Raw genomic sequence first — 24078 nt, 5'->3', positions numbered from 1 at the left:
GCTCACTCCTACGCGGTATGGTGGGATACATGACTGAGAAGAGTACTGAGCAGATTCGACTTTCTGAGGGCGACACCGCCCCCGCCTTTTCCCTGAGCGACGACAAGGGCAACACGGTCTCCTTGTCCGACTTCGCGGGCCAGCGCGTACTCGTCTACTTCTACCCGCGCGCGAATACGCCCGGCTGCACCACCGAGGCCTGCGACTTCCGCGACGCCTTCGAGCAGCTCAACGGTTCTGACGTGGCTATCGTGGGCATCTCCCCTGATAAGCCGGAGGCCCTGGCCAAGTTCCGCGCGGACCACGACCTCAACTTCCCGCTGCTGTCCGATCCGGAGAAGGAGACGCTTACGGCCTACGGCGCGTTTGGAGAGAAGAAGAACTACGGCAAGGTCATCCAGGGCGTTATCCGCTCCACCTTCCTCGTCGAGCCGGATGGCACCATCGGTCTGGCCAAGTACAACGTCAAGGCCACCGGCCACGTCGCGCGTATTCTCAAAGAGCTCGACTAGCGTTTTATGATCAGTTCCTCCGACGCCGAGCTCCTCGTCCCGCGCCGCCGCCCCGCTCAAGCCCGCAGCCGCGCGCGCTTTGAGCGGATCCTCAAAGAGGCGCGCGCGGTGCTCATCGAGGCCGGCTTCGAGTCTTTCACTTTCGACGAGGTCTCCCGGCGCGCCGAAGTACCCATCGGCACGCTCTACCAGTTCTTCGCCAACAAGTACGTGCTCATCTGTGAGCTCGACCGCCAAGACACCGCGGCGAACCTCGAGGAGATCCGTTCCTTTTCGGAGCACGTCCCTGCCCTCCAGTGGCCGGACTTCCTAGACGAGTTCATCGACCACCTCGCGCGCATGTGGCGCGAGGACCCCTCCCGCCGCGCCGTGTGGCACGCCGTCCAATCCACGCCGGCCACCCGTGCTACCGCGGCCGCGACCGAGCGCGAGATGCTCGAGCCCCTCGCCGATATCCTCGCGCCGCTTGCTCCCGATTCCCCCTATGAGCAGCGCATCGAGCTCGCCGGCTTCCTCGTGCACACCGTCGTCTCCTTGCTCAACTACGCCGTTTCTGGCCCAGAGGAAAACTTCGACCACGTCGTCGCGGAGATCAAGCGCATGCTCGTCGCCTACCTCTTTGCGGTCGCTACGAGTTAGCGACAAGCAGCACCGTGGCCGTCGCGTAATCCCCATCATGGCTGATGCTCAGGGACGCAGTCCACTGCCCCAGCGATTCGTCCACGGCGTCTTTCACTGCGCCGCGCAGCTCAAGGCCGACGCGTCCCCATGCGTCCGCGCGAACTTCGATCTCAGCGAAGTCCACGTCGTCCGGTGCGATGACCGGCGGGCGCCCGTAGAGCGCCTGCGACCAGGCTTTGATGAATGCTTCCTTCGCGGCCCAGCGACCGGCCAGGTGCTCGGCCTGACGCGCCGATCCGCTCCCGAAACGCTGCGTGGCCAGGCGCAGTTCCGCCGCGGAAAACACACCCGTAAATCGCGTGCCCGGCCGCGCGAGTTGCTCCGCAAAACCGGGGATGTGGACGAGGTCTGTGCCGACGGAGAACATGTCTTCAGACTAGCGGGCGAGCTCGTGCTCGAGCACCTCCAGCTCCGCCCCGCCGGACATCCAGCGGGTGAGTTCCTCACGCGTGACATCCTTGCGCGCCGCGTCGAGGACCATCCGCCCCAGGTTGAGCACCACAAAGTGGTCGCCCACCAGGTGCGCGTGGTGTGGGTTGTGCGTAATGAACACAACACCCATCCCGCGATCGCGCGCCGCCGCGATAAACCGCAGCACCATCCCGGATTGCTTCACGCCCAATGCTGCGGTCGGCTCGTCGAGCACAAGGAACTCCGCGCCGAAGTAGATGGCACGTGCAATCGCCACGACCTGGCGTTGGCCGCCGGAGAGCGCCTCCAGGTCCACGCCCACATCCGGCAGATCGATGCCCATCTCCTGAAGCTGCTCCGAGGTAATCCGTCGCATCTCGGCTTCCTTCAGCCGGCCGAAGGCTCCTGTGAGCTCCTGCCCCACAAAGAAATTGCGCCACACCGGCATGGACGGCACGAGCGCCAAGTCCTGGTAGACCGTCGCGATACCGTGGTCGAGGGCGTCTCGCGGGCTGGTGAAAGAAACCTCAGCATCGTCCAGCGCCAACGATCCCGCGGTCGGACGCTGCAAGCCCGACAGAATCTTGATGAGCGTCGACTTACCCGCGCCGTTATCGCCCAGCACGCATGTCACCTGGCCGGACTCCAGCCGCAACGACACATCGGAAAGAGCCTGAAAATTGCCAAACTGCTGCGCGATATCCCGCGCTTCAAAAATTGTCATCTTCCTAGCTCCTCTTCGCCCAGCTCGTAAATCCGGTGTTCGTGAGCACCGCCCACAACAGCATGGCGCCGAGGAAGGCCTTGAACCAGTCCGGGTTCCAGCCGGCGTAGACGATGCCCTGGTTGGTCATGCCGAAGATGAGCGCACCGATCGCCGTGCCCACCGCCGTGCCCCGGCCGCCCGTCATCGCGCAGCCGCCGATGACCGCCGCAATGATGTACAAGAACTCATTGCCGATACCCTGGCCCGCCTGAATGGAGTCGAACGCGAAGAGCGTATGCATGCCCACGAACCACGCCGCGAAGCCGACGAACATGAACAAGATAATCTTCACGCGCTTGACGGGCACGCCCACGGCGCGCGCCGCGTCCGCGTTGCCGCCCACCGCAAAGATCCAGTTGCCGAACTTCGTCTTATAGAGCAAGAAGGACGCCACGGCGACGAAGAAGATCCACCACATCACCGTCGCGCGGATACTCAGTCCACCGATGTGAATCGTGCCCGCAAAGACGACCTGCGCGGACGGAAAGCCTTCCATATCCGCAATCGTCGGCGTCGCCACCTGGCCGGTGACCAGCTTCGTCACCGCCAGGTTCAGGCCTTGGAGCACGAGGAACGCCGCCAGCGTGATGAGGAAGCTCGCGATCTTTGTGCGCACCACGAGGTATCCGTTCAGGGCACCAATCCCCAGCGCCACGAGCAGCGACAGCCCCGCACCGACCCACGAGTTGAGGTGCAGGTTGTAATTGAGCATCGTCGCCACGAGCGCCGAGGTTGTCACCGCGACACCGCTCGACAGGTCAAACTCGTCACCAATCATGAGCAGGCCCACGGCGAGCGCCACAATCCCCAGCGTCGAGCTCGAGTAGAGCACCGTCGAGAACGCCTCGAGCGACCGGAACGCCGGCGCGACTATCATAAACAGCGCGAAGATGACCACCGCGCCGAGCACGCTCGCCATCTCCGGGCGGCGCACCAGCCTTCCGATGCCCCCTCGCTCCCGCACGCGTTCATCCCCCACCGTCTCCGGCGCGGTGATGTCTGCTTCTGTCACGGCGATACTCATCGCAGGCCCTCCTTAGCGGACTCGGCGATAGCGTCGACGTTCTCGGCATCGACGAAACTCGGGCCTGTGTAGACCGGCTGCCCGCCGCCGAGCGTCGAGCCATTGCGCTTTGCCAGCCACAGGGCATCGACTGCCATGTAGCCCTGCATGTACGGCTGCTGGTCCACGGCCCAGGCGACGGTGCCGTCCTGGATGGCACCGACGAGCTCCGCGTTCGTATCAAACGTGGCGATCTTCGCCTGCGAGCCCGCGTCCCTCACCGCGTCCACAGCCCGCAACGCCACCGGGGCCTGCAGCGCCATGACCCAATCAATGCTCTTGTCCTGCGCCAGCTTCGCCTGCAGCGTCGACTGCGCCGCCGTGAGGTCCTGGCCGTTGACGTAGAGCAGCTCCACGTTGGCGCCCGAGCCCTTCTTCACGCCCGCGCAGCGCGCCTCCTGCGAGGAGTTGCCCTGCTCGTGGATGACGCACAGCGTGTGCTTCGCGCCCTCACCCTTGAGCTTCTCGCCAGCCTTCTCACCGGCGACGGACTCGTCTTGGCCGAAGAACGCGCTCATGCCGTACTTTTCGTACTCATCCATGCCCGCGTTCAGGCCCACGGTCGGAATCCCCGCGTCTACGGCCTTCTGCGCGACCGGCCCGATGGCCTGCGCATTCGGCATGGTCACCGCGATACCATCGACGCCCGCGTCAATCGCGGACTGCACGAGGTTCGCCTGGTTCGGCGCCTGCGGGTCCGAAGAGTAGCGCAGCTCGATATTGTCCTTCTGCGCCGCGTCCTCCGCGCCCTTGCGCACGAGGTCCCAGTACGTATCGCCCGGCGCGCCGTGCGAGACCATCGCGACCGTGAGCCGCGGCGTGTCGACACCACCGGCCATTCCAACGCCCGCATCCTTGCGTGGCGCACCACCCGTCGCCGAGCATCCCGCCAACGCCGCGACCGTCACAACGGTCGCCCAAGCCTTCCACATCTTTCTCATTCGAGTATCGTGCCCCACCCCACTCCCCCAGCTCAACCCCGATGACCTGCACCTTTATCGTTCAAGCGCACACCGCCTGCGCTTTTCCTACGCTCTTGTACCCCCATTCGCGGCCCCGTCTCATGACGGCGTGTTCTTTAAAAGATGGGTCGGTTCACTCCTCGCCTGTGCCCGTGCGCATTTTCGCCCAACAAGGCCCTCACACCCTGCCCTCCGCCGTTGATTGCGAAAATCTCCTCCTGCGAGCAACGCGGGAGGAGATTTTCGCAAGGAACAAGACAGTTGCTGCCAAAAATCCTCTCGCCGCATCAACGCGGGAGGAGATTTTCGCAAGGAACTTAAGAGCCCGGCGTGAGCACGCCGTCCACGAGGCGCGCGTTCTCGTCGAGGAGGACGGCAACCTCGCGGTCCTTGACGGCATCGCCGTTGCCACCCAAGTTGCGGTCTACGGGACGCTCGAAGAGAGCGGCCCCGCCGTGCATGGCGGCATCGTAGCGGGCAAGGCCGGCGGCCTCGCGAGCATGAGCGGCCTCCTGCCACTGCGCCGCGGCGTTGCTGCAGGTTTCGGCGAGTGCCGCAAGGAACGCGCCGGGGTGAACGACTGCAATGAGCGCCGAGACGTGGCCGAAGCCCAGGGAGGTCACCAGCCCCGCCTTCGGCGCCGCGGAGCGCAGGTCAAGCGGACGACGCAGCCAGGTGAGGTGGCTGTACTGACGCAGCGCCGGATCCACGCAGTCAAGCGAGCGGTTCGGCGGGAGAATACCCTCGCGCAGGACCTGGGTAAGGCCGACGAGCTGGAAGGCCGCGGCACCACCCTTTGCGTGACCGGTGAGCGACTTCTGCGAGATGACGTACAGCGGGTTGCCCTCCGCGCGGCCCATCGAGGCAGCGATGCGCTCGTGCAGGTCCGACTCGTTCGGGTCGTTCGCGTTCGTCGAGGTATCGTGCTTAGAAATGATGGACACCTCGTCCGGGGTCACGCCGTGCTCGCGCAGCGCCACCGCCAGGCGGGAGTTCACGCCGCCGCGAGCAGCGGAGAGCGCGCCCAGGCCAGGAGCCGGGATGGAGGTGTGCGCACCGTCCGCGAAGGACTCGGCAAACGCGACGACGCCCAGGACCGGCAGGCCGTGTTCCGCGGCGAAGGAGCCGCGGGCCAGCAGCAGAGTGCCGCCACCCTCGGACTCGATGAAACCGCCGCGACGACGGTCGTTCGCACGCGAGAAGTACGTGTGGTCGATGCCTTTGGCGTCCATCTCCGCGGAATCCGCGGTGGCGGCCATGTCGCCGAAGCCGGTGATGCCTTCGATGGAGAGGTCGTCGATACCACCGGCAACCACGAAGTCCGCCTTGCCCAGGCGCAGCTTATCCATGGCCTCCTCGACGGAGACCGCTGCGGTCGCACACGCGGCGACCGGGTGGATCATCTGGCCGTAGCCGCCGACGTAGGACTGCATGACGTGCGCGGCGACGACGTTAGGCAGCGCCTCCTGCAGGATGTCGTTCGGTCGCGATTGCGCGAGCAGTTTGTCCACGTAGAGCGAGCGCAGCGACGCCATGCCTCCCATGCCGGTGCCCTGCGTGGAGGACACGCGCGCCGGGTGGACCATGCTAAGCAGCTCGGCCGGGCTGAAGCCCGCGGAGAGGAACGCGTCGACGGTGCACACAATGTTCCACAGCGCGACGCGATCGAGGTTATCGATCATGTCCGCCGGGATGCCGTAGACAGCCGGGTCGAAGCCCTTCGGCACCTGCCCGCCGACGTAGCGCGACATGGCGACGCGACGCGGCACGCGTACCGGCGAACCCTTCGGGCGGGTGACCTGCCATTCCTCGCCGTCGAAGTACGCGGACGCGCCCTCGACCTCGTCGACGAAGGACTTGGCCGTGGCCTCGTCGGCGACCGCGAACGTCATGTCGCGCTCGAGGTAGATAGTGGTGAGCTCCGGCGCGAGGTTGTCGACCATCGGCATGTGCGGGCCGAAGTCATCGTGGTAGCGGCGGACGCCCACGTTCGCGAGGACCTCATCGTGGAAGCGCTCGTAGATGTCTTCCTCCGCGATGGCCTCGTCGCCGGCCATCCACGTGCGGTTGGTCTCGTCCCACTTGATAAGGCCCGTGGTCCAGGCGAGTTCGAGCACGCCCGCCGCGGTGAGATCGCCGGTGAGCTCGACCTCGTAGCGCGTGCGCGAGGAGCCCACCGGGCCCAGCTCGCCGGCGCCGACGATGACGACCATGTCCTCGAGGTTCGTCGTCACGCCGGAGAAGTCCGGCTGCGTCCACGCGATGGGCTGGCGCGGGCTCGGCAGCGCGCGCACGGTGACTGGCGCAGTGAGAGACTCCGTCTCCGCAGACGCGTCGGCCTTCGCCGCCGCCTGGCGCGCGAGTTCCGGCAGATTGAGGTCTGCGCCGCCCAGGCCGCCGGTGAAGTCCAGCGTGACGGGTGCTTCGAGGGCCTGGGCGCGGGTCTCGGCGTTGGTGCCCTCGCCCACGAGCTTGGCGGCCATCTCCTCGGTGGAGTAGGTGGTCACGCCCTTGGCCTCGACGAGCTCGACCATCGGGTCGTTGCCGCCCATCAGGCCCGTGCCGCGGACCCAGCCGATGTGGGCGTGGGTGATCGAGGTGCGCTCGCCCCAGACGGGCTCGGACTTCCAGCGGGTCACGAGCGCGTCGAGTGCAGCCTTGGCCTCGCCGTAGGCGCCGTCGCCACCGAAGCGGCCGCGGTTCGGGCTGCCCGGCAGGACGACGTGCAGGCGCTGGCCCACGTGGGTGTCGGCGCCAAGCGCGGAGAGACCCGCGATGAGCTTCTCCACGGACCACAGCAGCAGACGCATCTGGGACTCGGCGGCAGCGCCGGCATCGGCGAGGGTGCCCTGGACGCGCGGAGCCGCGAACGGGAAGAGCAGCGTCGGGATGAGCGCCGGCTTAAGCAGCGTGGACTTACCATTGACGGTCGCGGTCTGCTCATGGCCGACCCAGTCGATGAAGGCGTCGAGGTCCGCGAAGGAGCTCAGGTTCGCCGGGGCGACCCACAGTGCGGCGCGGCCGCGGGCGTGGGTCCGGTAGAGCTCCTTGTAGAACTCCAGGCGCTCATGGTTCAGGCGCGAGGTGGTCGCGACGACGGTGGCACCTGCGTGGAGCAGTTCGCCGATGACGCTCGCTGCGATGGAGCGCGGCGAACCGCCGGTGACGACCGCGATATCGTTCGCGTGCTCCAGGGCCACGGTGGTACGCGCGGCGATGGCGTGTTCTTCAAGCCCCAGGTAATCCGCGATCTGTGCAACCTCTTCGCCGGCGCCCGTGACGTCGACCTGGAGCTCCTCGCCGTTCGCGACCCGCGCAAGGTCCTCGCGGGCGGAGGCCCAACGGTCGTCGAGAAGGACGGCCTTGTCAGCATCAAAGGCCGGTGCCACGAGGCGCGGCCAGTCGGAGCCGAGCTCATTGGCCACAAGCTCCGCGAGCTCATCTGGAGCATCGGTAAAGTCCGTGGTGGCCCGCTCGACGCCGAGCTTGGCGAGCAGCGTGCGGGCGGTCTCGATGAGAGCGCCATTCATCTGGCCGGCGAACTCGTCGAGGGCAGCGGAGTCGACAACGCCACCGGCGGCACCGCCGGCAGACGGCATAGCGATGTCGAGGCCGACCTTCTGGCCGGCGGCGCGCACAGCGTCATCGATGAGGTCGTCGAGCGCCGCAGCGTTGGCCGCAGCCGTGGGCAGAGTGGCAAGGTCGCCGCCGCGCAGGGAGGCGCCCTCGCGCGCGCCGAGAACGATCTCGGCGGTCACGCGGTCAACCCAGCCGGAGCCCAGACCCCACGGACCGGTGACGCGTTCCGCAATGTAGGACGGCTTCTTGCCCGCCGGGCCGGTGAGACGACGCAGGGTATCCGCAACCTGGTCGGCGAGCACCGGGCCGAAGGCGGAGTAGCCCTTGGCCATGCCGGCGACGGTCTGCTTGAGGTCGTCGAGCGGGGCATCGGCAGCGCCTTCGATGGCGCCGAGGCCGAACTCGACGCCGAGGTCGAGCAGCAACTGGTTGCGGCGGGAGGACACGCCCTCAACGAGAGCCTCGATGGTATCCGTGGCGCCCATCTGGTCCGGGCGAACCTTGGTCCACACGGCGACGAGCATCTCCACGGCATCGGCGACGCAAAAGGCTTTGTCCGCCGGCGCGGCTGCGCCCGCGGGAGCAGCGGAGACCGGGGCAGGCGCTGCTGCCGGAGCGGCGGCCGGAGCCGAGGTCTCCTCGGCGGGAGCTTCCTCAGTGGGCTCTGCGACGGGAGCAGCGGGGGCATCGGCAGCATCCTCGGCGAAGGCCTTAGGGCGGTCGCGCTCGATGTTGAGGACCTCGATGGTGGACTCCGCATACTGCGGCAGGCGCAGGGTCTGGCCCAGCATGTTGGCGAGCGTCGGCGAGGAACCAACGCCGACCTCGACGAAGCGCTCGACGCCCAGGCCCGTGAGCAGCAGGTCTTGGGTCTCGATCCAGCGCACGGGCGAGGCGAACTGCCAGGCCAGCAGCTCGATGAGAAGGGTGCGACCGAGCTTCACCGGGTCCTCCATGGCGGAGTCGAAGTCCGCGCGGATGCCGGCAAGGATCTCGGATTCCACGACGCTGAGCATGGAATCGACGAACTCGCGAGTGAGCTCGAAGGGGCGCGCGACGAGGTTCGGAATGTAGCGGTCGACGAGGACGTCGAGGTCCACGTCAGCCGGGATGAGCGAGTCGAGGTGCGCGCGGAAGGCCGGAACGCCGTTCAACAGGTGCGAGGAGTGGAACGGCACGTCGATGCCCGGAATCTGGATGAAGGCCCGCGTGCCCGGGGCGCGTCGTTCTGCGTCCTGAGCGAGCGCAGCGAGCCCAGCCTTGGTGCCGGCGACGGCGTACTGGACGCCAGCAATGTTGTAGTTGACGATTTCCAAGAACTCGCCGGTCTGCTCCGCGATGGCGGCGACGTGCGAGAAGACGTCCTCGGCGGAGATGCCCATCTTATTGGGGCGCAGGGCCGCCAGGCCATAGTTGGAGACGCCGTGCTCGTCGCGCTCGACGAGGCGGTGCATGGTGAGACCGCGAGCGTAGACGATGTCAACGACCGCCTCGAGCGAGAGGACCTGCGCGTACGCGGCGAGCGCGTTGTACTCACCCACGGAGTGGCCCGCGAAGAAGGCGGGGTGCTGGAGCACGCCGGCTTCCTCCATCTCCGCGATCTGGGCGCAGCCCAGGGTCGCCATAGCGACCTGCGTGAACTGCGTGAGATAGAGCACGCCGTCCGGGTGAGCGAAGGTCTCCCCTGCCACGACGACTGACTGCGGGTTGGTGCGCACGATCTCCAGGATGGAGAAGCCCAGCTTGGCGCGGGTGTGGCGGTCCGCGCGCTCCCACACGTCGCGGGCCGCAGCCGAGTTGGCGAAGGCGTCCATACCCATGCCCGGGGACTGGATACCCTGGCCCGGGAAACCGTAGAAGGTCACCGGTGCAGCCATCGTGGCGGTACCGATGAGCGCGGGCTCGCCGTCGACGTTGACGGTCACGGTGCGGACCTCGCCGCCGCGGGCCGACAGCGCGGTGCGGGCGACGTCGATGACGAGATGCGCGCCGGGCAGGATGGGGCTGAGCATCTGCGCGTCCCAGGACTCGAGGTGCGTGCCATCGAATCCGGCGGCGAGCTGGGCCACAGCGGAGGTCCACATTCCGTGGACGATAACGCCGGGCAGGCCGGCGAGCTTGGCTGCGGCGTCCGAGACGTGGATCGGGTTGCGGTCGCCCGTGACGACGGCGAACGGGTGCATGGACTCCGGCGCGTCGAGTTCGAGGCGATGACGGTGAGACTTGGTCTTCTCGACAACGGGCTCGCCACCCGCTGTCTTCGGGACTTCGTCCCCGCCCTTGCGACCACGGATGGCGAACTGCTCATCGAGGATGGCAAGGAGTTCGCCATCGGCCTCGATGTCGACCGTGACGGGGACGACACGTCCGAGCTGCGTGTCGGCGACGTCGCCTAGCTTCGCAGTGATGTCGAGCTGCGCGGCGTTCGGGAGCTCGCGGCGCAGCTCCAGGTGGTGGTTCAGGTGGACGAGGTTAAGCAGGCCCTCGACGACGGGCGCGCCATCCGGAGTCTCAGCGGCGGCGATGAGCGCGAAGACGGCCGGCCAGGCCTTGCCGACCAGGATGTCGGCAGCCACGCCGGTCTCGCCGGGCGCGTAGCCAGCGGTGACGTTCTCGTAGGATGCGCGATCCTCGGCGGTTAGCTCCGCCGTCCAGGTTGCGGTGCCCTCCGTCACGGACGGCAGCTTACCGCCGGCGGCGACGCGGGCGAGCTCGCGCATAGAATTCACGGCGTCGATTTCGGTGATCAACGGCGAGGCACCCGGAATGGTGGGCTCGGTGAAGTGAAGGTTGAGCTCCGCGCCCTTGATGGCACCGGCGAGCGGAACCGTCAGAGTCGAGCCGTTGAAGTGCACGCCTTCGACCTCAGCGGTAACACGCAACGGATTGGTCTGCTCGCGGCCGACCCAGTTGACGGAGGGAGCGTCGGCGATGGCGGGGGCCACGGTAGCCGTTTCAGAAACCTGGGCAGCAGCGGCGGCCTCGAAGCGGCCGAGGAGCTCGGCCACCGGCTCGTCGACGCGGGTGATGCCAGCAACGGCGGTGGTGCCCGGAATGATGGAGACGCCATCCGCGTCGTAGCGGTCATCGTGGGCCTGCCACAGGGAATCCTGGCGCCACCAGCGGCGCACGTCCGCGTCGATGACGGGCACGAAGTTAGCGGGCTTGCCGCGCTCGCCGAGCAGAGTGATAAACCAGGCGGCATCGGCAGCCACGAGCGTGAGGTCAAGCTTGTCATCATAGACCGCGCGCAGGTCTGCAACAGCAACGGCCGGGTTGGAGCCGACCGTGACGAGCGCATCGAAGGAACCGTGGTCCGCATCATTGAGGCGGGCCTCCACGCGCGCGACCATCTGGGCGAAGCGGTTGGCCCAAGAGACATCCGCCCACTCACCGCGGTAAGACAGCTCGAGGTAGCGGTTAAGCCACTCCTCGTAGGTCATGGACTCGAGGTCGCCGAAGTAGGGCTTGGCCGTCGTGTTGATGGCGGCGATAATCTCGTCGCGACGGGCGGCGACGGCCTCGGCGTCGCCAGCGACGTCGTCAAGGAGGCGGCCCGCACGGGCCCAGGCGTTATCGATCTCGTGGATATCGGCGCCCAGCTGCGAACGGCCGGACGCGATGCCGCCGCGGGCCTGGCCAGCGCCGGCCCAGCCGTCATTGTCGGTGACGGGCTGCGCGTCGACGAGGGCTTGCTTGACCTGCGGGGACGCGGTGGACTCGAGGGTCGCCATGGCGGCGGTGCCCACCATGATGGCGTCCACCGGCATGTCCGCCATCTCGTGGGCGCCTGCCCACGAACCGGTGAGGTACTCGGCGCCGCGCTCGGGCGTGCCGATGCCGCCGCCCACAGCCAGGATGACATTGTCGCGCTCGCGAATCGTGGCGTAGGTGGCGATGAGGAGCTCATCGAGGTCCTCCCACGAGTGGTGGCCGCCGGCGTGGCCGCCCTCGACCTGCATGATCACAGGCGTCTCCACCGCGTCAGCGATGGCGAGCACCTGCTCGATCTGGCGCACGGTGCCCGGCTTGAAGGCCACCCACGGGAAGTTATCGGCGTGGAGCTGCTCCACGAGCGCGACGGACTCCTCGAGCGGCGGGATGCCGGCGGAGACGATGATGCCGGAAATCGGGGCGCCATTCGCGCGCGCCTTGGGCACCGCGCGCTCGCCGGAGATCTGGCGGCGCCACTGCGAGGCAGAGAGGTACATGGCGTTGAACTGGGCGTTGACCCCCGGCTCGAGGAGCTCTTCTAGGCGCTCGAGATTGGAAACGAGCAACGCATTCGTCGTCTGCCCGCCACCAGCGAGCTCGGCCCAGTGGCCGGCGTTCGCGGCCGCGGCGACGATGGCCGGGTCCACGGTGGACGGGGTCATGCCCGGGAGCATGACCGGCGAGTAGCCGGTGACCTCGGTAAAACGGGTCGACACGCGGAGACCTTCGGTCCCCGGAAGAATACGAGGCGCGAAGCGCTCCCACGAGGACGGCAGCTCCGGCGCGCGACCCGCGTCGAAGAGCGCGGCCTGGCCTGCGGCGGAGTCGACGGCGAGGACGCCCACGCCGCGGCCCGCGACAAGCTCGCGGGTCAGCGATGCGACGCCACCGGCGGGCCCGCACTCGAGGATCCACTTAGCACCGGCCTCGACGGCGCTGGAAACTTCTGCACTCCAGTCCACCGTGTCGGTGAGCACTACACGCGCACCGCGCTCGGCAAGCTGCGCATCCAGACCAAGATCAGATGCCCAGGCCACGACCTGCGTGACCGCGGCCTCCAGCGACGCGTGGTGGTAGGCCGTCTGAATATCGAGCTCAGTGAACTTCGGCGCGAACACGGCGCCACCGCGTTCCTTATTCTCATGCGCCTGGGCAGAGCGCGCCGCGGCCTTCTCCAGCCGTGCGCGCACGGCAGTGTTGTCCGCGCCCACGATGACGAAGTTCTTGTGGCCATTGCGCAGGCCAATCGTCGCGCCAGCGGCCTCGAGCTGCGCGCGGGTCGCACCCTTCACAGAAAGCATCGGGGCGTTGTCCGCCGTACGCAGGAGTCCCTCGGCGCGCGCGGTACGCGTGAGCGCCGCACCAATGAGCTGCGCCAGGGCGATAGCATGCTCCGGCTGCATGGAGCCGTCCGCCACGAAGGTGGCAAGGGTGCCCTGGGAATGGCCCAGTCGTGCTACCGCGCGAGAGATATCCAGGCCCTGCGCCGCAAGCTGCTCCAGCACGGCGATCTGCGTGACGAGGATGCCCGGCGTGGACACGGCCGCGTCGGTCGGGTCGCCCGGCGCCGACTCGCGCGCCCAGGTGAGCGGGTCGAAGCCGTGTGGGAAGAAAGGAGCGAGCTCATCGGCGAGCGGTTCGAGCACGGCAGCCGCCTGCGTGACATAGCCTGCCACCGTGGCGTGCGCGGCGGTCTGCGCACGCAGGGTAGGCAGCCACGCGTAGCCCTGGCCGGAAAACTCCAGCGCAAAGGGCTCCTCGGCCAGGCGCTCGATGAGGGGACGCGCGCCGGCGGGCAGGGTAAATGACTCGGTGTTGATTGAGCTCACGATGGAAAGTGCTCCTCTTGTCCTGCGATCAGTTTTGTCAGTGATACAAATTCAATGACTAAGCATGCCACAAAATCATGAGGGATCCATCATCTTTTGGGTGACACGCGGAAAAACCTCCCGCGCCACCGCCGCGAATTCCCCCTTCCCCAGCTTTCCGATGCCCCCAGGCAACGCGCCCCAGAACTCCTCCCCCGTCACCTGCTCCATCTCCTCAAGATTCAAGCGCGTGGCGAGGTCCAGCTCCTCCGGCAGCGAGCCGCCCACCAGGCCTTTCACCGTTAGTCCGCGGCGGCGGGCCGCCTCGACGGTAAGCTCCGCCGCATTGAGGCTGCCCAACCCCATCGACGTCACGACGACGAGCGGCGCGCCCAGGTCAGCCGCGATATCGGCGAGGGTGAGCTCATCGCCCAGGCGCACGAGCAGACCGCCAGCGCCCTCGACGAGGACGAGACGACCCGGCGCATCGAGCCCCTGAATCCAGGCAACGAGCTCCGCCCGGTCCGGCTCGGCCATGCCCGCCCGGCGCGCGGAGAGGTTCGGCGCGAGCGGCTCGGGGTAGCGCACGAACTCTTTGGTCTCGAGCCCTGTGAGCCGGGCAACGGTGTTCGCATCCCCCTGTCTGTCGGGCTCGCCGGTCTGGATGGGCTTGGCCACAACGACGTCAACACCGTCGCCCGCCGCAACACTCGCCAACGCCGCCGTGGCGATGGTTTTCCCGACGTCCGTATTCGTGCCGGTTACGCAGATAATCATGTCTTCTCCTAGTAGTTCCGCGCCGCGGCACACATGCCGCGGCAGATGGCCTGGACTTCTTCGGACGTCGCGATAAATGGCGGCATGGCGTAGATGAGCCGGCCAAAGGGGCGCAGCCACACACCTTCGTTCACCGTGGCCGCAGTCGCGCGTGTCATGTCGACGTCGCGGTCCATCTCGATCACCCCGATGGCGCCGAGCACCCGCACGTCCGCGACGCCGGGGATCTCCCACGCATCCTGCAACCCACAGCGCAGCCCCTCCTCCACGGCGGAAACCTGCGTACGCCAGTCGCCGTCGAGGATCATCTGCGTCGCTTCGGCCGCCACAGCACACGCGAGCGGATTCGCCATAAACGTCGGCCCATGCATGAGCGCGCGCGGCGCCATACCCTCGGCTACCTTCGCGGTGGCCAGCGTCGCTGCAAGCGTCATGAACCCGCCTGTGAGCGCCTTGCCCAGGCATAAAATATCGGGCACGATACCGGCCGTTTGGGTGGTAAAAAGGTCACCAGCGCGCCCGAAACCGGTAGCGATTTCATCGGCGATGAGCACAATCCCCCGCCGGTCGCAGATTTCCCTCACTCCCGCGACGAGCTCGTGGTCGTGAAAGCGCATGCCGCCCGCGCCCTGCACGACAGGCTCGATAATGACGGCTGCGATCGACTCATCAATAAAGGACTCGAACTCCCGCAGGTACGCGGCGCGCTCCTCGGCCGAGGCACCCCGCACGGGCGGCGCTGGCGCAAAAATCTGACGGGCGAGGATGCCCTCCCACATCGCATGCATGCCGCCTTCCGGGTCGCACACACTCATCGCGCCGAAGGTGTCGCCGTGGTAGCCCGAGCGCCATGTCAAGAACTGTGTGCGCTCCGGATGTCCCATGCCGCGCGCATACTGCAGCGCCATCTTGAGCGCGACCTCCACGCCCACCGAGCCGGAGTCCGAGTAAAAGACCTGCGCGAAGTCCCCGCGCGTGAGCTGCATGAGGTTCTCCGTCAACCGTGCCGCGGGCTCGTGCGTGAGCCCTCCGAACATGACATGGCTCATCCGGTCAATCTGGCCTTTCGCCGCCGCAACGAGCCGCGGATGCGAATGCCCGTGGGCCGCGGCCCACCACGAGCTCATGGCATCGATGAGCCGCCGCCCATTCATGAGTTCCAGGTACACGCCTTCGGTGCGCGCGACGGGCAGAGCCGGCGCACCAGGCACGGCGTAGGGGTGCCACATATGTTTAGAGTCCACGTCAAGGACAAATTGAACACTGTTCAAGTTTTTCATAAAAATAGGTCTACCACACGCCCGAATGGTGCATACTCAATATCCATGACCATAATTGAACGGCGTTCAAGAACGCGTATTCCGCTTACTTTGCCCGCCATCGCCGGTGTGGAAGCCTGGGAACGTTTCAGCTTCTACGGCATGCAGGCACTGCTCGCCTACTACCTCTATTCCACCGCCGCCGAGGGCGGCCTGGGCATGGATCAAGCGCAGGCCACCGCGCTCGTCGGCGCCTACGGTTCCGCGCTCTACCTGTGCACCTACGCCGGCGGCTGGGTAGCAGACCGCCTCCTCGGCGCGGAGAAAACCCTGCTTACCGGCGCAGCCCTCCTCATGGCCGGGCATCTTTCGCTCTCCCTCGTGCCCGGTTACGCCGGACTCATCGCGGGGCTCCTCCCCCTCGCGCTGGGCTCGGGTCTGCTCAAAACCGCAGCGATTACTATCCTCGGCGCCGCGTTCCCGCCTGAGGCAGGCAAGCGCGATGGCGCATTCCAGATCTTCTATCTCGGCATCAACGTCGGCGCGCTCCTAGGCCCCCTGCTCACCGGCTGGCTCGCCGAGTACCACGGATACCACGCAGGTTTTGCCGCGGCGGCCGGACTCATGGCCATCGGCTGCGTCTTTTATCTCTCCCTGCGCCGCCGCGCGCTCGCCTCGCTTGCCGATGCCCCCTTTATCCTCGCCCCCACCTCGCCCATCGCGCCGCGCCGCGCAGTGCTGGCTATCGTTGCTGTCGCAGCCCTTGTCCTCGGTGCCATCGCGCTCCTACCTCCCTCGCGCTTGGCACTCACGCTGCTCATTCTCACGGCGGGCACAGCACTCGCGCTTTTCATGCAGATGCTGCGCTCCCCGCAGGTTGACGCGCCCGAGCGCCGCCGCGTCCTTGCCTTCATTCCGCTCTTCGCGTGCTCCACGGTCTACTGGGCGCTGCAGTCGCAGATCTACGGCGTGCTCGCTGTCTATTCGCGCGAGCGTCTCGACCGCACCATCGGTTCCTTTGAGATCCCGGCCGCATGGACGCAGTCGCTCAACCCGTTCTACATTTTGGTATTCACGCTGCCCCTTGCGGCCATCATGGCGCGCTACCGCATGCCCGCCCGTCGCGTGCTCATGGGCGGCGGGCTTGCGCTCGCCGGCGCCGGAATGTTCCTGCTGCTGCCCTACTCGGGCGGCGGCACCGCGCCGTTTATCGCACTCGCCGGGTGCATCGCCACGATGAGCCTGGGCGAGATGCTCATCGGACCGGTAGGCATGGCAGCCTCAGCGGCGCACGCCCCGCGCGCCTTCGCAACGCGCTTCTCAGCCCTCTACTTCCTCACGATGGCCATCGGCACCGCTCTTACCGGAACGATCTCCACGTTCTATTCGCTCGACCATGAGACGGCGTACATCGTGGCCGTGGGCGCCGTACCCGTCATTCTTGGTCTGGCTGTGGCGCTAGCCCCTCGCGCACGCAGCTAAGCGCCTCATCGACCGGCACGTCGTAGTCCAAGCCCTCGTCGACTCGGCGCTCAAGGCCCTGCTCCGCGAGGTAGTCGTCGAATAACTTATCGATGCTCATGGCTCGTGATCCTACCGCGCGTTAGGATATCTGGGTCATGTCCAAGTCCCCCTACGTCGTCGCCGCGCTCACCGCCGTTCTCATTGCGGTGACGCAGTTCTATCACGCGCCCACGCCGGAGCTGCCCGGCTCTAGCTCTGGTTCTGCCGCCGAGACCAAAGACACCACTGCCGCCACCGACACCACCGTCGAACTCGCCAGTCTCGACGCACTGACCGTCAAGGGTCGCGCGCCGAAGACCGGCTACGAACGCGAGCAGTTCGGTCAGCGCTGGTCGGACGATGTCACCGTCGAGTTCGGCCATAACGGCTGCGATACCCGCAACGACATCCTGCGCCGCGACCTCACAAATGTTGTCATTAAAGACAATACGCACGGGTGCGTGGTGCTCTCCGGCACATTGCACGACCCGTACTCGGGCACGGACATCGCATTCCAACGCGGAAAATCCACGTCCTCGGCAGTACAGATCGACCACGTCGTCCCGCTCGCGGATGCGTGGCAGAAAGGCGCGCAGGCCTGGACGCCAGAGCAGCGCCGCAACTTCGCCAACGACCCGCGCAACCTACTCGCCGTGGACGGACGCCTCAACCAGCAGAAGGGCGCGGGCGACGCCGCAACGTGGTTGCCGCCCAATAAGGCGTTCCGCTGCGACTACGCACAGCGCATCATCGACGTGAAGTCCGCCTACGGATTATGGGTCACGCAGGCCGAACACGACGCGCTCGCCCGCCAACTCGCACACTGCCCGTAAGCATTCGTAGATGAGCTTCGGCCCTGCGCTCCCCCATTGGACGCCCCGCGAGCGCCCCACGATTTCGGCGCTCACCGGACGCCTCGCCCTCACAGCCGCATAAAAAATCCCTCCACCCACCGCACCCAAGCGAGTTGGACGCGGGGATGGAGGAATGACGCGGTGCCTCACCGAACCAGGGAAGCCTCGGCGAGACAACCTGAGAGCTACATGTTGCCCTCGATCTGGCGCTTGATTTCAGCGTAGGGGCCCTCGAGCTCAGAACCCGATGCAGGGCCAGACTGGGCGCCGTAGACCTCGTGTGCGGTTTGCGGCTGGGACGGTGCCTGGGGCTTCGCCGAGCGCTTGGGGCGCGGCGAGGGGGTGGGGGCATCGGCAGCCTGCTCGGCCTGGGTGAGCGCATTGGTGGAGAGCAGGACGTCGCGCATGCCGCTGAAGAGCTCCGTCATACCGCCCGGGTTGGACGGCATGTACAGGACGTTCGTGTGGGAGCGGTCCGCAACGTCGACCATCGCGTCGAGGTACTGCGAGACGAGCATGAGGGTCTCTGGGTTCTCCTCGACGCCGGCGGCGCGCAGCAGCTCGTACTGGGCAGCAATACCTTCGACGATCTCCTTGCGCTGCTCCGCGACACCGCGGCCCTGGAGCTTGCGGGCCTCGGCAGCACCTTCAGCTTCCTTGACGACGCGAATCTTCTCGGCTTCTGCCTGAGCAATGGCGGCCTCGCGCTCGCGCTGCGCGGCGTTGATGGAGTTCATAGACTCACGGACGCGGGCGTCCGGGCGGATATCGGTGACCAGGGTGTTGACGAAGTTCCAGCCGTAGGCCGCCATATTGTCGCGCAGGGAGACCGCGACATTGCGGGCAATGGTGTCCTTGGACGAGAAGGACTCGTCAAGCCCCATGTTCGCGACGGAGGAACGGACGTTGTCCTGGACGTAGGCGATGATCTGCTGCTCGTGGTTGGAGAGCATGTAGTACGCTTCGCGCTCGCGGCCCTCGACGACCTGGTACTGGACGGCGACGGGGATCTGGACAAAGACGTTGTCCTGCGTCTTCGTCTCCACCATGACATCAAGCTGGCGGACCTTCAAGTTGATCTTGTCGCGGACGCGGTCGATGTAGGGAATCTTAAAATTGAGACCCGCGTGGGCGACGCGCTGGAACTTACCCAGGCGCTCGATGATGGCGGCCTCGCGCGTGCGCACGACCACGAAGCCGTCGAGAATGGTGGCGATGATGATCAGAGCAAAGATCACTCCGACAATGGCACCGAACATGAAAGAGCTCCTTCGTAGTGAGAGGGGTTGTCACTACATAGGGTGCCATAACTTTGGGCCTCATGATCGTCTGGAAGACGTAACAACTCAGTGACGATTCTGCGGAATCTGGCTCGCAGTTTTATCGACTACGGTCGATAAACTCGCAGATTTATAATATGTAGCCGATAAAAATGCGCATCTTTAGTGGTCGTCCGCCAGCCGCAAGAGCTCGGTGAAAATGGCCTCGCCGTCGACGCGGACACCGTTGTGCTGGTATTTATTCGTCACGTGCGGGCGCAGGTCGCGGTAGAGGTGTGCGGTGTGCATCGATTCCTCGAAGGGCACGAAGATGTCGTCGAGGTAGACGGCCGCCGCAGCAATGGCGGGCGCGTCCTTGAGGACCTCTAGGTCGTAGGGGCTGGACTCCCACGGGTGCTGGGCGAGCTTTTCTGCAGCAGCCTTAAGCGGGCGTAGCGCAGGATCCTCGTCGAACTGCCAGGGGTAAATGTGCTCGCCGGTGAGCCACGTGCCGTCTTCGGCGAACTCGTCGAATTCCTCGCGGACGCGGTGCGCCGCCCAGTTCGTGGGCGCGGAGTCGACGACGCCGCCGTAGATGGACTCGTGGATGGCTGCGTAGAGCGGGCCACCTTGAAAGGTCACGCGCTGGCCGACGTCCTGCAGGAAATCCGAACGCAGGCGCTTCTCCCCACGCACGGTGCGGAAAGGCTCCTCGAGGAGGAACGCAAGCGTATCGAAGCCGGCGCCGCGGCCGAGCTCAATGCCGATGGTGCGGAAGCGACGGGAGGACAGGCGCTCGCCCGTGGGCACAGTCTCCTCGTGGTTGTCGAGGTGGTCGATAATCTCCTCGATGCGCTGCTGCGCCCAAGGAATTTCGCGGAAGAACTGACTCTCGCGGGCACGCAGCTTCGTATACGTCGCGCGGTACAGGTCGTCGGCGCCCAGGCGCGTGGTGGGCAGGCCTCCGGTGAGGAAGGCGCGCTCAATGGATTCGGGGAACATGGACAGGTAGGCGGTGATGATAAAACCGCCGAAGGACTGACCGTAGAGCGACCACTTCTTCAAGCCCAGGTGCTCGCGGACGCGCTCGGCGTCGCGCACGATGTTGTCTTGGCGCAGGAGATGAAGCTTGTCGAAGTCGGCGGCATCGGAAAGCTCATCAATGCGATGCGAGCGGCCGGTGCCGCGCTGGTCGAGCAAAATCCAGCGGTAGCGCGTGAGCCCCGCCTTGAGCAGCCCGCCGAGACCGGCGGCGGGGCGCTCGGCCGGAAAGCCGGGGCCGCCCTGCATGTAGACGAGCGCGGGATAATTCTCGCCGCCGGGCGGGATGATCTCGCGGGCGAAAACGTCAAAGGTCCCGCTATCGGGATTGGAGTAATCCCACGGGACCGTGACGTGATGTTCTTTGAATTCGTGGCCAAAGCGCTTCATGCGCTCCAGGCTAGTAGACCGTGAAACCCTTCTCGCGGAAGACGTCGCGGATCTTCTCCATCTCGTCGACTGCGGGCGGTTTAACGTCCTCGAGCTTGTAGTCCATGCCCAACTCGTGCCACTTGTCCTTGCCCATGTTGTGGAACGGCAGCACCTCGACGCGCTCGACGTTGCCCTTCCAGCGGGCCACGATATTCGCGACGTTGGCGACGTTCTCCGGGAAGTCAGTGAGACCCGGTACGACGACGAAGCGGATCCATACCTTCTTGCCCATGCGGTGCAGCTTGTCACCGAAGTCGATGGTGGGCTGCAGCTCGCGGGCGGTGACCAACTTGTAGGTCTCCTCGTCGCCCGCCTTCACATCGAGGAGGAAGAGATCGATATTGTCGATATCCTCGTCGCGCAGGCGCGCGCCGAAGAAACCGGAGGTATCGATCGCGGTGTGAATGCCAGCGTCGTGGACTTCCTTGAGCACGCGGCGGGTAAAGGCAATCTGGAACAGCGGCTCGCCGCCGGAGATGGTAAGTCCACCGCCGGAGGCGTTGAATATGGGCTTGTAGCGCTTGATGCGCTTGACCACGTCTTCGATGGTCTCCAGAGTGCCAGTCTTCATCTCCATGGTGTCGGGGTTGTGGCAATACAGGCAGCGCAGAGGGCAGCCGGACATGAACATGGTCATGCGCGTGCCAGGGCCGTCGACGGCCGTGACGAGCTCCCACGAGTGAATGAGTGCGATATCGCCGGTGCGACGGGCTTCCATAAGCTCCGGGCGCGTGATTTCGTCCAAGTGATTATCAGAGCCGAGGCCGCCCGCGACGCCGCGGACTTTCTCGCCGACTTCCGGCTCGAGGTGAACGACGCCGGTTACGCCATCTGCCATTGCTCAATGCTCCTTGCGAATAGTCCAATGCGGCCGCAGGCTCCGTGGGAGCCGACGACCGCTACTGGATAAGTGAGTGTTACTAGCTGCCCTGGTGGAAGGTACGCGAGATAACATCCAGCTGCTGCTCGCGGGTGAGCTTGACGAAGTTCACGGCGTAGCCAGAGACGCGAACGGTGAGGTTCGGGTACTTCTCCGGGTGCTCCACAGCATCCTCGAGGGTGGACTTGTCCAGCACGTTGATGTTGGCATGGTACAGACCCGAGTTCATGTTGTGCTCGTCGCGCTTTGCCTTCATGTCGGCCAGGCGCTCTTCGAAGGTGTGGGTTGCCATTGTGTATGTCTCCTGAAATGTGGTGAGTGGTTGGGGTGCCGCGGCCGAGCTGGCCGCGGCAAGGATGGGGGTTCGGACTACTCCGCGTTGTCCATAATGAAGCCGGAGTCCAGGACGCCCACCAGGTTGGTGATGCGCTCCTCAGGCGTGCGGCCCAGGCCGGTCGGGGTAATCGTGTTGGTGAGCGAGATGCCGTCCAGTGCGTCCTGGTAGTCCAGCTTGCCCACGGACAGCATGGAGGCGACCATGCCGTGGGAGTCGGCACCGTTCTCCGGGTTAGCGCCCGGCGCGAACGGGGTACCAGCCTTGTGGCCGGACGGGAAGGAACCGGTGGCCTTGCCGTAGACCACGTTGGAGGTAATGGTCAGGACGGACTGGGTCGGGATGGCGTTGCGGTACATCGGGATGGCCTTAATCTTGTCCATCACGGTGTGGACCACGGTGGCGGCGATGTCATCCGCGCGGTCATCGTCGTTGCCGTAGAACGGGAACTCGCCCTCGGTGCGGTAGTCGACAACCAGGCCGGTCTCGTCGCGGACCGGGTAGACCTTGGCGTACTTGATGGCGGAGAGGGAGTCGGCCACGATGGACAGACCGGCGATGCCGCAGCCCATGGAGCGGACGATGTCCGAGTCGTGCAGAGCCATCTCGACTGCTTCGTACGCGTACTTATCGTGCGAGTAGTGGATGATGTTGAGGGCCTCAACGTAGGTGCCGATGACCCAGTCGAGCATGTCCTCGTACTTTGCCCAGACCTCTTCGAAGTCGAGCGGGCCGTCGCCTTGGATGGGCTCGTAGCCGGTCATGATCTGCTTGCCCGTGACCTCGTCGCGGCCACCGTTGATGGCGTAGAGGAGGGACTTTGCAGCGTTGACGCGAGCGCCGAAGAACTGCATCTGCTTACCAACGCGCATCGGGGACACGCAGCACGCGATGGCGGCGTCGTCGCCCCACTGCTCACGAATCTGGCGGTCGGACTCGTACTGGATGGACGAGGTCTCAATCGAGATATGAGCACAGAACTTCTTGTAGCCCTCAGGCAGCTTCGGGTCCCAGAAGATGGTGATGTTCGGCTCTGGGGACGGGCCCAGGTTGACCAGAGTCTGCAGGAGGCGGAAGGAGGTCTTGGTGACCATGTGGCGGCCGTCGTCGCCGAAGCCGGCGTCAGACCAGGTTGCCCAGTACGGGTCGCCCGAGAAGATCTGGTCGTAATCCTCGGTACGCAGGAAGCGAACGATGCGCAGCTTCATGACGAGGGAGTCGATGATCTCCTGAGCCTCAGACTCGGTAAGGATGCCACGAGCGAAGTCGCGCTCGAAGTAGGAGTCGAAGAATGCAGACAGGCGGCCGATGGACATGGCAGCGCCGTCCTGGGACTTAATGGAGGCCAGGTAGCCGAAGTAGGTCCACTGAACAGCCTCATGAGCGGTGGAAGCCGGGCCGGAGATATCGAAGCCGTAGGACTCAGCCATCTTCTTCAGCTTCTTCAGAGCCTTGATCTGCTCTGCGTGCTCCTCACGGTAGCGTGCCCAGTGCTCAGAGAAGCCCAGGTCTGCCACGGCGTCCTTGGAACGCTGCTTTTCCTCGATGAGGTAGTCGACGCCGTAGAGGGCGACGCGGCGGTAGTCACCGATGATGCGGCCGCGGCCGTAGGCGTCCGGCAGGCCGGTGATGATGTGCGAGGAACGAGCGGCACGAATGCGCGGGGTGTAGATATCGAAGACTGCGTCGTTGTGGGTCTTGCGGTAGCGCGTGAAGATTTCCTTCACGGCCGGGTCGTATTCCTTGCCGGCTTCCTTGATGGCCTGCTCGACCATGCGCCAGCCGCCGAACGGCATCATGGCGCGCTTGAGCGGCGTATCCGTCTGCAGACCGACGATGACGTTGTCGTCTTCACAGATGTAGCCAGCCGGGAAAGCGTCAATATCGCTGGCGGTGTGGGTATCGACATCAAAGATGCGCTTCTTGCGCTCGATGGAGAGGTAGTTCTTCTCCAAGTAATCGAAGGTACGCATGGTCTTCTCGGTGGGGCCTTCGAGGAACGAAGCGTCGCCATCGTACGGAGTGTAGTTGCGCTGCACGAAGTCGCGGACGTCGATTCCTTCGGTCCACGGTCCCGGGTTGAAACCTTCCCAGGCGGTAAACTGCAGCGGCTCGGTTGCGGTGGTCACGAGGCGTGACTCCCTTCTGTTTCGACGTTTTTAAGGGCTCGCCGTTTTACTTCAACCGGCAGTGCCCTGACACGCTCGAATTTACCCGTGCACCTGCTTGTTTCCTACCTCAGT

General features: G+C 65.6%; 17 protein-coding genes. 4 read left to right on the top strand and 13 right to left on the bottom strand.

The genetic code is table 11. The features are described 5' to 3' along the window. Positions 1-29: 29 nt before the first annotated feature. Entirely contained in the window at positions 30-512 is a 483-nt protein-coding gene (gene bcp, locus HMPREF3227_RS07385; RefSeq protein ID WP_066491606.1) for a thioredoxin-dependent thiol peroxidase, read from the top strand. A gap of 6 nt (positions 513-518) precedes the next feature. Beyond that, on the top strand, positions 519-1151 hold the full coding sequence (locus HMPREF3227_RS07380; protein ID WP_066491604.1) for a TetR/AcrR family transcriptional regulator: 633 nt from the start codon (positions 519-521) through the stop codon (positions 1149-1151). Here the strand turns inward: HMPREF3227_RS07380 and HMPREF3227_RS07375 are convergent. From HMPREF3227_RS07375 to HMPREF3227_RS07345, 7 genes are all read right to left on the bottom strand, one after another. Then, positions 1141-1560 carry a holo-ACP synthase AcpS gene (locus HMPREF3227_RS07375; RefSeq protein ID WP_066491593.1) on the bottom strand — a complete coding sequence of 140 codons (420 nt, stop codon included), beginning with the start codon at positions 1558-1560 and terminating at the stop codon, positions 1141-1143. The genes HMPREF3227_RS07380 and HMPREF3227_RS07375 overlap by 11 nt on opposite strands. 9 nt (positions 1561-1569) lie before the next feature. Next, entirely contained in the window at positions 1570-2328 is a 759-nt protein-coding gene (locus HMPREF3227_RS07370; protein WP_066491591.1) for an ATP-binding cassette domain-containing protein, read from the bottom strand. Between the two features lie 4 nt (positions 2329-2332). Then, on the bottom strand, positions 2333-3394 hold the full coding sequence (locus HMPREF3227_RS07365; protein WP_066511761.1) for an ABC transporter permease: 1062 nt from the start codon (positions 3392-3394) through the stop codon (positions 2333-2335). Next, the gene (locus HMPREF3227_RS07360) at positions 3391-4374 is read right to left on the bottom strand and encodes a substrate-binding domain-containing protein (protein WP_066511758.1); all 984 of its coding nucleotides are present in this window, start codon (positions 4372-4374) and stop codon (positions 3391-3393) included. The genes HMPREF3227_RS07365 and HMPREF3227_RS07360 overlap by 4 nt, the downstream gene beginning before the upstream one ends. Positions 4375-4712: 338 nt before the next feature. Further along, positions 4713-13517, bottom strand: a complete 8805-nt coding sequence (locus HMPREF3227_RS07355) for a type I polyketide synthase (protein ID WP_231732333.1) — start codon at positions 13515-13517, stop codon at positions 4713-4715. 75 nt (positions 13518-13592) lie between these two features. Next, the gene (bioD, locus tag HMPREF3227_RS07350) at positions 13593-14273 is read right to left on the bottom strand and encodes a dethiobiotin synthase (RefSeq protein ID WP_066491572.1); all 681 of its coding nucleotides are present in this window, start codon (positions 14271-14273) and stop codon (positions 13593-13595) included. Between the two features lie 8 nt (positions 14274-14281). Beyond that, positions 14282-15553 (bottom strand): adenosylmethionine--8-amino-7-oxononanoate transaminase, encoded by a 1272-nt coding sequence (locus HMPREF3227_RS07345; protein ID WP_066491569.1) that lies wholly within the window; start codon positions 15551-15553, stop codon positions 14282-14284. Positions 15554-15598: 45 nt separating this feature from the next. On the opposite strand from HMPREF3227_RS07345, the gene HMPREF3227_RS07340 reads away from it, so the two are divergent. Further along, positions 15599-17014, top strand: a complete 1416-nt coding sequence (locus tag HMPREF3227_RS07340) for a peptide MFS transporter (RefSeq protein ID WP_066491567.1) — start codon at positions 15599-15601, stop codon at positions 17012-17014. On the opposite strand, the gene HMPREF3227_RS13300 is transcribed toward HMPREF3227_RS07340, so the two are convergent. Then, entirely contained in the window at positions 16968-17114 is a 147-nt protein-coding gene (locus tag HMPREF3227_RS13300) for a hypothetical protein (RefSeq protein ID WP_154666922.1), read from the bottom strand. The genes HMPREF3227_RS07340 and HMPREF3227_RS13300 overlap by 47 nt on opposite strands. Positions 17115-17151: 37 nt before the next feature. Between HMPREF3227_RS13300 and HMPREF3227_RS07335 the strand changes: the two genes are divergently transcribed. Continuing rightward, positions 17152-17868, top strand: a complete 717-nt coding sequence (locus HMPREF3227_RS07335; protein ID WP_066491565.1) for an HNH endonuclease family protein — start codon at positions 17152-17154, stop codon at positions 17866-17868. A 206-nt stretch (positions 17869-18074) separates the two neighbouring features. Here the strand turns inward: HMPREF3227_RS07335 and HMPREF3227_RS07330 are convergent, their stop codons facing one another. The 5 genes from HMPREF3227_RS07330 to pflB all read right to left on the bottom strand — a co-directional run bounded on the left by HMPREF3227_RS07330 (position 18075) and on the right by pflB (position 23964). Next, positions 18075-19148, bottom strand: coding sequence for an SPFH domain-containing protein (locus HMPREF3227_RS07330; protein ID WP_082723292.1), 1074 nt, complete (start codon positions 19146-19148; stop codon positions 18075-18077). Positions 19149-19331: 183 nt separating this feature from the next. Beyond that, on the bottom strand, positions 19332-20579 hold the full coding sequence (locus HMPREF3227_RS07325; RefSeq protein WP_066491557.1) for an alpha/beta fold hydrolase: 1248 nt from the start codon (positions 20577-20579) through the stop codon (positions 19332-19334). A 10-nt stretch (positions 20580-20589) separates the two neighbouring features. Next, positions 20590-21459: a pyruvate formate-lyase-activating protein gene (gene pflA / locus HMPREF3227_RS07320; protein ID WP_066491552.1), complete on the bottom strand. Its 870-nt coding sequence runs from the start codon at positions 21457-21459 to the stop codon at positions 20590-20592. A gap of 82 nt (positions 21460-21541) precedes the next feature. Further along, positions 21542-21859: an autonomous glycyl radical cofactor GrcA2 gene (gene grcA2, locus HMPREF3227_RS07315; RefSeq protein ID WP_255356877.1), complete on the bottom strand. Its 318-nt coding sequence runs from the start codon at positions 21857-21859 to the stop codon at positions 21542-21544. Between the two features lie 11 nt (positions 21860-21870). Continuing rightward, on the bottom strand, positions 21871-23964 hold the full coding sequence (gene pflB, locus HMPREF3227_RS07310; RefSeq protein ID WP_066491537.1) for a formate C-acetyltransferase: 2094 nt from the start codon (positions 23962-23964) through the stop codon (positions 21871-21873). Positions 23965-24078 lie beyond the last annotated feature (114 nt).

This window comes from Corynebacterium sp. CMW7794, assembly GCF_001563605.1.
Classification (GTDB): Bacteria; Actinomycetota; Actinomycetes; order Mycobacteriales; family Mycobacteriaceae; genus Corynebacterium; species Corynebacterium phoceense.
The sequence above is the reverse complement of the archived record's forward strand: the minus strand, read 5'-3'. Positions and strand labels throughout refer to the sequence as shown.

Excerpts from the sequence above, each read along its gene's own strand:
- bcp (WP_066491606.1), top strand. The coding sequence starts at position 30 with ATGACTGAGAAGAGTACTGAGCAGATTCGACTTTCTGAGGGCGACACC.
- HMPREF3227_RS07380 (WP_066491604.1), top strand. The coding sequence starts at position 519 with ATGATCAGTTCCTCCGACGCCGAGCTCCTCGTCCCGCGCCGCCGCCCC.
- HMPREF3227_RS07375 (WP_066491593.1), bottom strand. The coding sequence starts at position 1,560 with ATGTTCTCCGTCGGCACAGACCTCGTCCACATCCCCGGTTTTGCGGAG.
- HMPREF3227_RS07370 (WP_066491591.1), bottom strand. The coding sequence starts at position 2,328 with ATGACAATTTTTGAAGCGCGGGATATCGCGCAGCAGTTTGGCAATTTT.
- HMPREF3227_RS07365 (WP_066511761.1), bottom strand. The coding sequence starts at position 3,394 with ATGAGTATCGCCGTGACAGAAGCAGACATCACCGCGCCGGAGACGGTG.
- HMPREF3227_RS07360 (WP_066511758.1), bottom strand. The coding sequence starts at position 4,374 with ATGAGAAAGATGTGGAAGGCTTGGGCGACCGTTGTGACGGTCGCGGCG.
- bioD (WP_066491572.1), bottom strand. The coding sequence starts at position 14,273 with ATGATTATCTGCGTAACCGGCACGAATACGGACGTCGGGAAAACCATC.
- HMPREF3227_RS07345 (WP_066491569.1), bottom strand. The coding sequence starts at position 15,553 with ATGAAAAACTTGAACAGTGTTCAATTTGTCCTTGACGTGGACTCTAAA.
- HMPREF3227_RS07340 (WP_066491567.1), top strand. The coding sequence starts at position 15,599 with ATGACCATAATTGAACGGCGTTCAAGAACGCGTATTCCGCTTACTTTG.
- HMPREF3227_RS13300 (WP_154666922.1), bottom strand. The coding sequence starts at position 17,114 with ATGAGCATCGATAAGTTATTCGACGACTACCTCGCGGAGCAGGGCCTT.
- HMPREF3227_RS07335 (WP_066491565.1), top strand. The coding sequence starts at position 17,152 with ATGTCCAAGTCCCCCTACGTCGTCGCCGCGCTCACCGCCGTTCTCATT.
- HMPREF3227_RS07330 (WP_082723292.1), bottom strand. The coding sequence starts at position 19,148 with ATGTTCGGTGCCATTGTCGGAGTGATCTTTGCTCTGATCATCATCGCC.
- HMPREF3227_RS07325 (WP_066491557.1), bottom strand. The coding sequence starts at position 20,579 with ATGAAGCGCTTTGGCCACGAATTCAAAGAACATCACGTCACGGTCCCG.
- pflA (WP_066491552.1), bottom strand. The coding sequence starts at position 21,459 with ATGGCAGATGGCGTAACCGGCGTCGTTCACCTCGAGCCGGAAGTCGGC.